This window comes from Paenibacillus sp. GM2 (assembly GCF_900069005.2).
GTDB lineage: Bacteria > Bacillota > Bacilli > Paenibacillales > Paenibacillaceae > Fontibacillus.
Genome location: NZ_LN831279.1, coordinates 481952 through 494993 on the forward strand (window position 1 = coordinate 481952; position 13042 = coordinate 494993).

Genomic DNA, 13042 nt, shown 5'->3' on the forward strand with positions numbered 1-13042 from the left:
TGTTGTTTGAGATAAAGGAGGAGATGGTGTATGGCAAGCCCGAAGTACATTACAAATATCGATAGGGTGACGCAGCTATCCCAGGCGGAACGGGAGCAATTGCGTCCGATTACTGACAAATTCGTGTTCCGGGTAAATGATTATTATTTGAACCTGATTGACTGGGACGATCCTAAGGATCCGATTCGTAAGCTAGTGATTCCGAATACGGGGGAACTGCGCGAATATGGGCGCTGGGATGCTTCTGACGAGGATACGAATTATGTCGTACCCGGCTGTCAGCATAAGTACCGGACAACGGCGCTTCTAATCGTCTCTGAGGTATGCGGCGCTTATTGCCGCTACTGCTTCCGCAAGCGGTTATTCCGTAATGATGTGAAGGAAGCGATGGCTGATGTCACGCCGGGGATTGAATATATCTCCAGGCATCCTGAGATCAACAATGTGTTATTGACGGGCGGGGACAGTCTGATCCTTGCGACCTCCAAGCTGCGCATTATCCTCGAACGGCTACGGGCGATCGATCATGTGAAGATCATCCGGCTTGGCTCGAAGATCCCTGTGTTCAATCCGATGAGGATTTATGAAGATCCTGATCTATTGCAGTTGATCTCTGAATTCTCCTCAGCGGAGAAGCGCATTTATGTAATGGCGCATATTAATCATCCGCGGGAGATTACGGTGGAAGCGCGCAAATGCTTCGAGGCACTGCATAAAGCTGGAGCCATCGTTGTGAATCAGACGCCGATCCTGAAGGGAATTAATGATGATGAGAAGGTGCTTGGGGAACTGCTCGACAAATTGTCCTGGGCAGGCGTGACGCCTTATTATTTCTTCATCAACCGCCCGGTCGCCGGCAACTCCGATTTTGTGATTCCGCTGCAGCGGGCCTATCAACTGGTGGAAGGGGCTAAGGCCCGTACTTCCGGTCTGGGCAAGCGCGTTCGCTTATCGATGAGCCATACATCCGGCAAAATCGAAATATTGGCGATCGAGCACGGAATGGCGTACTTGAAATATCATCAATCCCGTGAGGATGAATATGGGAAGTTCATGGTGCTTGAATGTCCGGAGGATGCAGCCTGGTTTGATGATCTTCCCGGTAATGAATCGTATTGGAAAAGACCCGAGAAGAAGCTGGCCGAGGCTGTCTCGGTGAATGAACTGTAAGAGGCAGGTAGGTCTTTAACCAAGAAGAACCGCTGGAATATTAATTCCGGCGGTTCTTCTTGGTTTACTGATCTCATTTAAACTTTGAATTTATCTACAGCCTCGCTTAAGGAAAGAGCATGGCGGTGGAGCTGTTCAATCGCTCCGACATGGTTCTTCATTTCCTCGATTTGTCGGCTGGTGTTGTTGGAGATTTCTTCGATGCTAAGAAGGGATTTCCCGGTTATATTAGCCGATTCTTCAACAGAGGCGGTGACTTCCTCCGTGCTGGCCGAGATTTCCTCGGTTGCCGCCGAGACGGATTGAACGCTGGAGTTAATCTCCGAGATCAGCTCGGTCAAATGGCTGAACGCCAGCTCTGCCTGATTCACTTGCTCCGTACCGGAACTAATCTCACGGGTGGCACGCTGCATCGTCTGCATCGAGCTTACAGTCTCTTCCTGGATGCTTAGCAAGTATTCGCTGATCTTCGTTGTGGCATCCCTCGTCTGTTCAGCAAGCAGGCGAATTTCTTCGGCGACGACGGAGAAGCCTTTGCCATGCTCTCCAGCCCGTGCTGCTTCAATCGCTGCATTCAGCGCCAGGATATGAACCTGTTTTGTAATACTTGAGATCAAATCTACGACTTGAATGATGGATGAAGCACGTTCGTTCAGAGTTGAAATATGCGTGAGCAGTGCTGCGGCGGCCTGCTCGACAAGCTGCATCTGACCGGTTGCCGATTTGGCCAGCTCATTCCCGTTGTCAGCTTCATCTGAAGCTTGACCGATGCGTTCCGTCACTTCAGCCGAGGAGCCGGCGATATGCTGAATTCCTAACGAGATTTCTTCCATCGCACGGGCATTTTCTGCGGCGGCTCCGGCGATGATGGTGCTGCCTTTCTCAATTTCCTGCATCGAATTGCCGGAATGCTCGATCAAATTCTGGAAGGTATTCACAGATTGATAGATCTGATCGGAGCCCTGGATCACCCCGTGGGAGCTATTTTGAACCTTGGTGATCATTTCCTTTAGCTCGGTAATCATCGTTTGGAAGCTGGCCGAGAGCTCCGCGATCTCATCGCGTCCCGTAATAGTAATCTGTTGGGTTAAATCTCCCTGCGCCATTTGTCTGGTTACTGCCGCCAAATTCTTGATCGGCTTGATAATGCGTTTGCTGTTCACATAAGCTGCGATCAGCGCCAGCACAATGACAAGGGCAGCGATCACGATTCCGGTCCATAGAATCTGATCTTCCTTCTGCTTGATAAAGTTTGCATCCATACCTACAGCCAGAACAGCCGTGCTGCCGGACAGGCGGATATAGGCTGTTTTGTGCACGCCGTATTGATCGCTGTACAGCTCGCTGACGCTCAGTTTGCCAGGATCTTGTACTTTCATCGCTTCATGGATCTCAAGCTCGTCTCCAACCTTCATGATCGAATCTTTATTGATTCCGATTACGATCGCCTTATCTTCTTGGACATCGAGAAGATAAGCGGTATGCAGATGGAATTCCTCAACCTTCTTGCTGAGGTAAGACTCAACGGCAAAGCGGGAATTTTCGTTGCCTTTAATAAGCTGAAGAGCCTGTGAATTATCAAGTCCTTTGTAAATATCCCTGGAGCTTGTATGCAGAACCTCATCGAATTGAGGAAGTACATTCTCGTCAATAATACTCATGGCAATAAAATAGAAGGTTGTGCTGAATAAAATGGATGACAGGATTGTGATGACCGCAAAAGTCAGCATAAATTTGCGACCAATGGAGTGATTAAATTTTCGCATTGATATCCCCCTGAGTTTCTATTAATCTAGTTCTTAATACCTATTTATGTATGATGCATTAGAATAAAAGACATATAAAGGTATTGTAAGATAAAATGAAACATTTAAACAATGATATTATTTATTTTTTTATTGATAGCGATTTCATTGTTTCGAGATAGTGAATTTTAGCCGTTTCCCGGGCCTGTTTTATTGATTAAAAACAAACTTTTTGTACAACTCTATAATGGAAGAAATAATAGGGTGGCAACTTGCGAAAAGCTATGTTATCGTAGAAAATGCTGATTTGAATATCAGCCGCGGTTCGTAACCATCCCGCGTAACCAAAACTAGGAGGCATGTTATGTTTAACTTTTTCTGGGGCCTTATATATATGCTCATAAATCTCACCTTCTTCCTGATCTGTTATCGCTGGTTTGGCAAGAAGGGATTATATGCCTGGATCGGGGTTGCCACGGTTATCGCCAATATTCAAGTCGTTAAGACGATTGACATGTTCGGCATTGTGATGACACTTGGCAATACAATGTATGTAAGCCTGTATTTGACGAGTGATTTGCTAAATGAGAAGTATGGGCGTCAAGAGGCCAAGAAGGCGGTATGGTTCGGCTTCTTCACGCTGATTATGACGACGATTCTGATGCAGATGGTTCTTGTGTTCCAGCCGCAGCCAGGTGATCTGGCGCAAGCTTCGCTTAAGACGATCTTCGGGTTGATGCCAAGATTGGCGCTGGGCAGCTTGACCGCTTATTTCATCAGTCAGTTTCTCGATGTCCGCTTGTATTCTTGGATTCGCCGTTTCTATCCTTTGCGCAATCAGCTCTGGATTCGGAACAACGGAAGCACGATGATCAGTTCCTTTGTCGATACGTTGATCTTCTGTTCAATTGCCTTTATTGGTAAATACAGCTTTGACGTATGGCTCGAAATTCTGTTCACTACTTATATAATAAAATTTGCACTGACCGCGGTGGGTACGCCTTTTCTGTACATTGCACGCAACTTCCATTCGGACGGTGAGCCGGAACTCGATCAAGTGAAATAATAGCCAAAAAACCTCCAGGGCCGCATTCGCGCGTTCTGGAGGTTTTGTTGTTGACTAGAGCACGATGTTGCTTATGGCAGATTAGTCGATAAAGGTGAGCTGCTTCGGAAATTGAGTCAGCACGTCAACGCCGGCTTCGGTAACCAGCACATCGTCTTCAATCCGGACGCCGGCGATCCCGGGAACATAGATACCAGGCTCGACGGTAAATACGTTGCCAGCGGAGAGCGTGAGTTCATTTAATCCGTGCACGGAGGGGAATTCATGAACATCGATGCCGAGTCCATGACCAAGGCGATGCAGGAAATATTCCCCGTAACCCGCCTCGGTAATCAAGTCTCGGGCTGCTTTATCGATCGAGGCGAAAGTAACGCCGGGACGAATGTGGGCAATTGCCGCTTCATTGGCGGCAAGTACGGTATTGTAGATCCGGGTCTGTTCGTCCGTGATCTCTCCATAGGCGAAGGTGCGAGTAATGTCCGAAGCGTAGCCGTCTGCGTAGACGCCGATATCGAACATGACCAGATCGCCGCGGCGCAGCTGTCTTTTGCCTGGAACCCCGTGTGGCAGTGCGGCATCCTCACCGAATAATACCATCGAATCGAAGGAAGGACCGTCTGCCCCCAGCTTGCGAATCTGGTATTCGACCTCAGCTACCATCTCATTCTCGGACACGCCTTCCTTCACCTGCTTGAGCGCCGCCTGCAATACCTGCTCGATCAGGGAAATGGCGTGGCGCAGCTTCGCGACTTCCTCAGGAGACTTATGCATCCGCAGCTCACGCAGCCAAGGGCCGACATCGAAGCTTGACGAGAAGGAGAGGGCTTCTTGCAGCGCTTCATAGCGGGCCATGGACAGATTTTCTTTCTCAAGACCCAATGTTCCGATCTTGCCTTGTACCTTTGCTGCTAATATCTGATAAGGATTATCGGTATCCTGATGCGTGATAATATCGGTAATACCCGCCGCCGCACGGGCGGCTTCTTCATCGAGGGCCGGAACGAGCAGGAATGGCTCATGGCCAGTCTGCAATACGGCTCCCAGAAATCTCTCATGGGGGTCGCTCAGAAAGCCTGTTAAGTAATATACATGTTTGGGATCCGTAATGAGCATGGTATCGATCCCGGATTGCTTCATATTTTCTTCAAGTCCGGACCATTTAGCGTTCATAAGTATTTGATACTTCCTTTCTGAGATAACTATTAAGAGGTAATTCAAAAATTCCACTTTGGATAAGGAAACCGATCGGGGCAAATTCAAGGCTGAGCGATCGCGATTCAGGGCAGGTATTCTTCCGAGATAGAATTTCTTCAACTCCGTGGATATTCATAAAACCTATATCTAACACGAAGTAACACGGAGAACCTATTCACCATCGAAGCTTGACTTGAATTCGACCGGGCCTAAGCGAATGCTGACGAGTCCTGTTTCCTCCAGTTATTATTATAGGGCAATTGAGTCATTAACGATAGTTGGCTGGAAGGGACCAGCGCCGAATAAAGAAGATGCTCAGGATAGTATCCCAAGCATCTTCTCTAAATATCTATGGATGAAGCCGTTGTTTTTCCTTGTCGGAAACATTCGTACGATTTGATGGATGAGCGGGGCAACGGCTGCGGAAGGCCAGAAGCAAAGAATCTATAATGCAGCTGTTCTTCTTGGAAGGACCTATTCTTATAATGAAGAACTTTGTTCTTCAGCGCTTATGATGTTTCTTGCGAAGCCCGCGGATATACGGGTATTGAATAACAACTTTGATAATAAAATTAGGGAGAAAGACAACTGCCGATGATCCGGATTGTTCAGCTATCGACAGTGGAGCCCTTCTCCTTTTTAATGAGGAATAGAGAATTCCCTAATGAACGTTGAACTTTTCAGGAGATAAAGAAATGTTGATTGAAAGTTATTTACATTTGCTGTATTCCTACATACAATGAGATTGTTATTCAAATTTTAGTTATTGGGAGGTTGCAAAGTGATCGCTGAGAGAAAGGACAAGACCAAGTTCATATTGTTCGGCTTGCTGCTCGGCATTCTAATGTCAGCCATGGACAATACGATCGTAACAACGGCGATGGGAACGATCGTCTCCGAGCTAGGCGGGATGGATCAGTTCGTATGGGTCACCTCCGCATATATGGTAGCAGTTATGGCAGGGACGCCGATCTTTGGCAAGCTGTCTGATATGTACGGACGGAAACGGTTTTTTATTTTTGGCATCGTAACGTTTATTGTCGGTTCAGTATTATGCGGAATTGCAACGAGTATCGTTCAACTCAGTATTTTCCGGGCGATTCAGGGGATTGGCGGCGGTGCGCTGATGCCGATAGCTTTTACAATTATTTACGATATTTTTCCGATTGAGAAGCGTGGCAAAATGACGGGCCTGATGGGGGCTGTATTCGGCACATCGAGTATATTCGGTCCGCTGCTGGGTGCGTTCATTACAGATCATCTCGGCTGGAACTGGGTATTTTATATTAATGTGCCTATCGGGATTGTCGCTCTCGGCTTGATTATTGTGTTCTATCATGAGTCGCTGACGCATGAGAAACAACGGATCGACTGGGGCGGGGCGTTTACGCTGGTCGGCGCTGTCATCTGCTTGATGTTTGCTCTTGAACTGGGCGGAGAGAAATATGCCTGGAGTTCCGTGGAAATTATTAGCCTGTTTGCCGGATTCGCAGTATTGTTCGCTGCCTTCCTGCTAGTGGAGGTGCGGGCCAAGGAGCCGGTTATTTCGTTCTCCATGTTCAAAATTCCATTGTATGCTACAAGCAGCTTGCTTGCGCTGTTCTATGGCAGTGTATTTATTATTGCCACGGTATATATTCCAATCTATGTGCAAGGGGTGTACGGCGGAACGGCGACCAATTCAGGGATTATTCTGATGCCGATGATGCTGGGTTCTGTATTTGGCAGTATGCTGGGCGGGATTTTAACCTCGAAAATGTCCTACCGCAGTGTAATGATGATTTCTGTGGTGTTCTTCTTAGGGGGGATATTTGCCCTGAGCACGCTAACTGGTGAATCCTCGCGTACTCTGTTGACCATATACAGTATTTTAACCGGGTTCGGGGTAGGTTTCTCGTTCTCTGTGCTTGGGATGGCTGCGGTTCATCACTTTGATGCCCGGCAGCGCGGGGCTGCTACCTCAACGAACTCATTCCTGAGATCGCTTGGTATGACGCTGGGCATTACGATCTTCGGGATCGTTCAGCGCAATCTGCTGGCCAATAATATGATCGAGGCGTTTGCAGGGATGGGGCAGTCCGGACAGAGCTTTGGAGATACGAGAGATATGTTAAGTCCTGAGAAGAGGGCTTTAATTCCAGCCCCGATATTGGAAAAAATAACCGGAGCATTGTCTTCATCGATCGCCCATACCTTCCTGTGGGCCTTGATTCCTACTGCATTATCCGTTGTTGTCGTCATTCTTATGCCGAAGGATCGGATTAAGCCCAAAGCGGTGCAAGCTGCTGAGGTTTCGAAACAGCATGTGTAGATCAAAGAAAGAGTAGCCCGCCTGGCTGTTGCCCCTGATCGAGCTCCAGTAGCTGAATCGACAGGGGCGCAGAAAAAGGCGGGCTTTTTATTTTACGGTGATTGTTAGAGCTGGTTATGATTCGTATAGATGCTGCAGCTCTTTTACTAATTGGGACGGCTTTCTTCCATAGAGGGCATCCACTAAATTCCGCGCTGCAAGCATCCCCATTTCCAGCCTGGTTTGCGAGGTAGCTGAGCCGATATGCGGCAGAACCACAACTTGATCCATCGTAAGCAGCGGGTTATTCGGGTCGACCGGCTCCTGCTCGAATACGTCCAGACCTGCACCGAAGATTTGCTTCTGGCGAAGGGCGTTAATCAAGGCGGCCTCATCTACTGTAGCTCCACGGGAGGCGTTGATAAATACAGCGGAAGGCTTCATCATGGCGAATTCGCGTTCACCGATGTAGTGCCTGGTCTCCGGAGTTAACGGGGTCATCAGTACGATAAAATCGGACTCGCGCAGCAGTTCTTCTTTGGAACGATAGGCCGCATCCAAGGCTTGTTCAACAGCAGGCTTAGGATGACGATTATGATATAAAATGTTCATGCCAAATCCCCATTTGCCCCGCTGAGCTACCGCTTGTCCGATATTTCCCATGCCGATGATGCCTAATGTTTTGTGATGAACATCTATACCAAAAATATTCTCATCGTCCTTGCTGGACCAATGTCCGGCTCTAACATAGCGATCTAGTTCAGGGACACGGCGTGCTACAGACAGCATCAGGGAGAGGATTAAGTCAGCAACCGTATCATCAAGCACTTTCGGTGTGTTGGTTCCAACAATTTTACGTTCCCGCATCGCTTCCAGATCGAAATTGTTATAGCCGACGCTGATATTACTGACCGCTTTTAACTTTGGAGAGTGTTCCAGCAGTTCTTGATCGATTCGCGTTCCAGAGGTTAATAATCCTTCACAATCTGCCAGTTGCTCAAATAAGTACTCACGTGGGATGGGTTCCAAGCGATCCCATTTTTTGTAGCGGAAGTGCTCCGCAATATAACTTTCGACCTCGACGGGGATTTTTCTGGCGATATAGATTTGCGGTAACATAGATGGACCTCCTGTATCTGAGTCATATAATTCTTATTGTAACAAAAAAGAGGCTTCGAGAGCCTCTTTGAAGCTGAGAAACCTTGTACTTTAGTACAAGGCGGGTGCTGTTTGGTTAACGGTTATCAACTTTCTCCGGGTACATATCATGATTCATCAGTCGGTGCTCGGCCATCGCTTCATATTTCGTCCCTGGACGACCGTAGTTGCAGTATGGGTCGATGGAAATGCCGCCCCGCGGGGTGAATTTTCCCCATACCTCAATATATTTGGGCTCCATCAGCTTGATCAGATCATTCATAATGATGTTGACGCAATCCTCATGGAAATCACCGTGGTTGCGGAAGCTGAACAGGTACAGCTTGAGCGATTTGCTCTCAACCATTTTCAGGTCGGGCATGTAGCTGATATAGATCGTAGCGAAATCAGGCTGCCCAGTAATGGGGCAGAGGCTCGTGAATTCCGGACAGTTGAATTTTACAAAATAATCGCGGTAGGGGTGCTTGTTATCGAAGCTCTCCAAAATTTCTGGTGTATAGGTCATGGGGTAGTTAACAGCTTGATTACCCAGCAGGGTGACATCCTGCATTTCTTCTTGTTGTCTTCCTGACATAGAGGTATCCTCCTTAAAATATGAGTCATAGAATAAAGCATAATACGATCCGTAGTGGGCGGCGTTTAACCTTAGACTCCGCGTTTGTTGCCCCATACCAAGGCATGCAGCTGCGGCAGTACCCTGACGTCATTAAGCTCTGATGAGTTCATGACACGATCGATCAGATGCTCATAGCGCTCTAGCAAATCGCTGGCATGGTTCTGAGTATCCATGCGGCGTACGTCGGGATTGCCGACTTGTATATACATAGGTATATCAAAATAACGCTGATGTACCGCTGTGGCATAATTCAGATCAAGATCGTCGAATACGACCACCTTCAGACTCATACTATAGGAGGCAGGGCGATGGTGAAGTTTATTCACAATCTCGTCCAGCCTCGACCAGTCCGTCTCCATTCCGGAGCTTGGCGGCTTCGGGGAGAGGGTGACTTGTTCCACCTCGCCCAGCCAATCCTGCCAGCGTGAGCCTTGGGTTTCTATCGCTAGCGTAATACCCTGTTGATGGAGCAATTCAACTAGAGACTGCAGCTGCGGAAGCAGAACCGGGTTGCCGCCAGACAGCGTGACATGAGAGAAGCGTTCTTGCCCAATCTGTTGCAGTTCTGCCCAGATCTCCGCCGCCGTCATCAGCCGGATCGACTCCTTGGCACTTCCGTCCCAAGTGAAGGCTGAGTCGCACCAACTGCAATGGTAGTCACAGCCGGCAGTGCGCACGAACATCGTCTTCTGACCAATGACCATCCCCTCGCCTTGAACGGTTGGTCCAAAGATCTCCAGAACAGGAATCCGGGACTTTTTCACTGTGCTCATCAATACATCCACTCCCGTCTGGCCTCAGCATAGCTCGTTCCCGTCTCGTACAGCCGGACGAATTCTGTACGTCCGCCGAGAACGGAAGAACGATAGGCACCCGATTGCAGGGCGTTCTCCATCCGTTCAAACAACCAGACCACCATATTCTCGGCTGTCGTGTTCATTAACGGCAGCGTCTCATTTAAATAGCGGTGATCGAGGAAACCCTCGATCTCTTCCTTCCAGATCGTCTTGATCGCTCCGAAATCGACGGTAATGCCGATATCATTGGGGATGCCGCTGATGCCAAAGACCACTTTATAGGTATGTCCATGCAGGTTCTTGCATTTGCCTTCATAGGCATGCAGATGATGGGCAGCATCGAAGGTGAATTCTTTGCTCACTAATACGCGGCGCTGGTGGTATCGAAGCTGTTCATGCTGTATATCCTGTTCATATTTTTGCAGGCGGTCTACAATCCGAAATTCTCCAGGGGAGCGGCTCATAAAGACATCTCCCCTTGGCGCATTTCCAGGTATTTCTCCAGGCCGGATCTTCTTAGCTTGCAGGCGGGGCACATTCCGCAGCCGTCGCCGATGATTCCGTTGTAACAGGTTAATGTGCGTTCTCTGACAAATTCAAAAGCTCCCAGCTCATCGGCCAGCTTCCAGGTCTCGGCCTTATCGATCCACATCAGCGGGGTGTGGATGACGAAGTTGTAGTCCATAGCCAGGTTAAGTGTGACATTAAGCGACTTCACGAAGGAATCCCGGCAATCGGGGTATCCGCTGAAATCCGTCTCACATACACCGGTAACGAGATGCCGGGCGGAACGGCCCTTGGCGAACACAGCTGCAAAGCTCAGGAAGAGATGGTTGCGCCCTTCAACAAAAGTGCTTGGCAGCTCGCCTTCCTCTTGAACGATCGGCATGTCGCTGTTCGTGAGCGAGTTCTGCGTAATTTGGCCCAGCAGACTCATGTCGAGGACGGTCAGCTTCACGCCCAGTACGGCGGCGATTGCTTTGGCGCATTCGATCTCCAGCTTATGGCGCTGGCCGTAGTCGAAGGTGATGGCCTCCACTTCACGGAATTGCTGCAGGGCCCAGAATAGGCAGGTAGTGCTGTCTTGGCCGCCGCTGAAGACGACGACCGCTTTTTCATTTTTGAGCATAAAAAAACCTCTCATTCTCCTTAAATTTGTCATCGGAAGAAAGAGAGTTCTTGAACTGTATTAGCGTTTGCTCAAAAAGCCGGAGCTTTTTGAACAACCTCTATTACAAAAAACAAGCCCATGCGAAATAGAAGGCAGGGCGCCATTAGTTTTTTATAGAGGGAGTTCGCGAACCTCTCTCATGCAGCGTCTGCATGAACTTCTTCAATTTTGATGGCGGATACGCAGTCATTATAGCATATTTATATTAGGGAGGAATGTGATAATCTATGGAATCTATCAGATGGACACGTAAAATTCGAAAATCTATTTACAAGTAAACGCCGTTGAAACATAATGGAATATATTAACTAGGGAAGGGGACTCATCGATAATGATCAAAAGAATGAAATGGTTAGCGATCCCAATGGCATTGCTGTTGGTGATGTTGACTGGCTGCCAGGCTGTAGGAGGGCTTGATATCAACAAAGCGCTCGCGAACAGCATGAACCCGTTGTCCAGCGAGTCGAAGCAGAAGATCTCGATCGAACTCGTGCCTGCGGCCGGTATATCTGCTGAAGATCAGCAAATGATTGATCTGATCAATTCTTTGTATCTCACAATTGACAGCGGTAAAGTTCAAGATAAAACTACCGCCTCGATAAAAGGGTCTATTGGATTCCAAGGCAAGGAATTGCCTTATCAAATGTCCATGGACAAACATGGAATGGCGATTCAATTGGAAGGAGCCAAGCAACCGCTCTACATATCGCTGGATGACAGCGAGCTGGGATACCCGGATATGAGTCAATATGAAGAGAAGATTCAAGGCTTCTCTCAGAAGGTAGTCCAATTCGCTATCAACCATGCTCCGAACCCGACGAAGCTGTCCGTGAAGCAGGTGCAAGACAAAGTGAACGGCGAATCCTTGGCTTTGACGAATCTTCACGTTGAAGTGAATGGTGAAGAGCTATTGGCGATGGTTAAGCCATTCTTGACAGAGGTAGTGAAAGACGAGGCTGGTCTGAAGGAATTGATTAACGCGTTCTATGATACATTCTATCCGGTCTTCAGTTCGATGGAAGAAGAGGGGTATGATGTAGGAACGGATCTTCCGGTGGACTCCAAGGGAGCTGCTGTTGGAGCGATCCATGGCCAATTGATAGAGAGCCTGACTGAGTTCCTGAACAATTATGATGCCAGTCTGGAAGAATCGCTGAAGGAAGCTCCTGAGCTGACGACGGTACTTGGCAAAGATTCCACACTGAACTTGGATCTCTACCTTGATAGCAAACAAAATATTCGCAAGCAAAACCTGGATCTTGCCATTGCACTTCCTGCCGATGAGTATGTTCCGTTCTCGGCGATCAAGCTTCATACGGAGAGTGAGGTCTGGAATGTCGGCGCTGAAGTATTGATCGACAAGATCGATACAAGTGCAGGCGTGCTTGATATTACAGAGGGAGACTTTACTCCGGGACAGATGCTGCGCAATTTCGAAGGGGACTCCTTGGCGTATAAGACGCTCAAAAATGATTTGAAGATCACGGAGAAGCTGATCTGGCTCGATCCTGAGGATGAGTATGACGGTATCATTTCCAAGAAAAATGTATCCTTCGCTCCGCTGCGCTATTTGTCCGAACAACTGGATGCAGAAGTGAAGTGGACCAAGGGCTCTAAACAAATTGTTATTATCGATGACCTCAACGGCCGGGAAATTGTGCTGACTGTTGGTTCCGACAAAGCAACGATTGGCGGTCAGTCCGTTACAATGCCACAGCCTGTATTCGTTCATAGCGATGGTACCACCTATGTACCGCTGCGCTTTATTGCTGAATCGCTGGGCGCTACAGTAACAAAGGATGCGGATGGCTGGATTATTATTGAACGTAAATAAT

General features: G+C 48.2%; 11 protein-coding genes and 1 riboswitch. Of the genes, 4 read left to right on the top strand and 7 right to left on the bottom strand.

Annotated elements, in window-relative coordinates; all coding sequences use genetic code 11:
• The first annotated feature begins 30 nt into the window (after positions 1 to 30).
• Entirely contained in the window at positions 31 to 1170 is a 1140-nt protein-coding gene (locus tag BN1360_RS11985; protein ID WP_068780086.1) for a KamA family radical SAM protein, read from the top strand.
• A 77-nt stretch (positions 1171 to 1247) separates the two neighbouring features.
• On the opposite strand, the gene BN1360_RS11990 is transcribed toward BN1360_RS11985, so the two are convergent.
• Positions 1248 to 2936, bottom strand: a complete 1689-nt coding sequence (locus tag BN1360_RS11990) for a methyl-accepting chemotaxis protein (RefSeq protein WP_068780087.1) — start codon at positions 2934 to 2936, stop codon at positions 1248 to 1250.
• Positions 2937 to 3279: 343 nt separating this feature from the next.
• On the opposite strand from BN1360_RS11990, the gene BN1360_RS11995 reads away from it, so the two are divergent.
• Complete coding sequence (locus tag BN1360_RS11995) at positions 3280 to 3981, top strand: queuosine precursor transporter (protein WP_068780088.1); 702 nt, start codon at positions 3280 to 3282, stop codon at positions 3979 to 3981.
• An 81-nt stretch (positions 3982 to 4062) separates the two neighbouring features.
• On the opposite strand, the gene BN1360_RS12000 is transcribed toward BN1360_RS11995, so the two are convergent.
• Positions 4063 to 5151: a M24 family metallopeptidase gene (locus BN1360_RS12000; protein WP_068780089.1), complete on the bottom strand. Its 1089-nt coding sequence runs from the start codon at positions 5149 to 5151 to the stop codon at positions 4063 to 4065.
• Between the two features lie 808 nt (positions 5152 to 5959).
• Here BN1360_RS12000 and BN1360_RS12005 point away from each other — a divergent pair.
• On the top strand, positions 5960 to 7486 hold the full coding sequence (locus BN1360_RS12005) for an MDR family MFS transporter (protein WP_082790047.1): 1527 nt from the start codon (positions 5960 to 5962) through the stop codon (positions 7484 to 7486).
• Between the two features lie 114 nt (positions 7487 to 7600).
• Here BN1360_RS12005 and BN1360_RS12010 read toward each other — a convergent pair whose 3' ends face one another.
• The 5 genes from BN1360_RS12010 to queC all read right to left on the bottom strand — a co-directional run bounded on the left by BN1360_RS12010 (position 7601) and on the right by queC (position 11165).
• Positions 7601 to 8584: a 2-hydroxyacid dehydrogenase gene (locus tag BN1360_RS12010; protein ID WP_068780090.1), complete on the bottom strand. Its 984-nt coding sequence runs from the start codon at positions 8582 to 8584 to the stop codon at positions 7601 to 7603.
• A 115-nt stretch (positions 8585 to 8699) separates the two neighbouring features.
• Positions 8700 to 9197 (bottom strand): preQ(1) synthase, encoded by a 498-nt coding sequence (gene queF, locus BN1360_RS12015; protein WP_068780091.1) that lies wholly within the window; start codon positions 9195 to 9197, stop codon positions 8700 to 8702.
• Between the two features lie 71 nt (positions 9198 to 9268).
• Positions 9269 to 10012, bottom strand: coding sequence for a 7-carboxy-7-deazaguanine synthase QueE (queE, locus tag BN1360_RS12020; RefSeq protein WP_068780092.1), 744 nt, complete (start codon positions 10010 to 10012; stop codon positions 9269 to 9271).
• Entirely contained in the window at positions 10012 to 10500 is a 489-nt protein-coding gene (gene queD / locus BN1360_RS12025; RefSeq protein WP_068780093.1) for a 6-carboxytetrahydropterin synthase QueD, read from the bottom strand. The genes queE and queD overlap by 1 nt, the downstream gene beginning before the upstream one ends.
• Positions 10497 to 11165 (bottom strand): 7-cyano-7-deazaguanine synthase QueC, encoded by a 669-nt coding sequence (gene queC / locus BN1360_RS12030; RefSeq protein ID WP_068780094.1) that lies wholly within the window; start codon positions 11163 to 11165, stop codon positions 10497 to 10499. The genes queD and queC overlap by 4 nt, the downstream gene beginning before the upstream one ends.
• 139 nt (positions 11166 to 11304) lie before the next feature.
• Positions 11305 to 11348, bottom strand: a riboswitch (PreQ1 riboswitch).
• Between the two features lie 190 nt (positions 11349 to 11538).
• On the opposite strand from queC, the gene BN1360_RS12035 reads away from it, so the two are divergent.
• Complete coding sequence (locus BN1360_RS12035; protein ID WP_068780095.1) at positions 11539 to 13041, top strand: copper amine oxidase N-terminal domain-containing protein; 1503 nt, start codon at positions 11539 to 11541, stop codon at positions 13039 to 13041.
• The last annotated feature ends 1 nt before the right edge of the window (position 13042 follow it).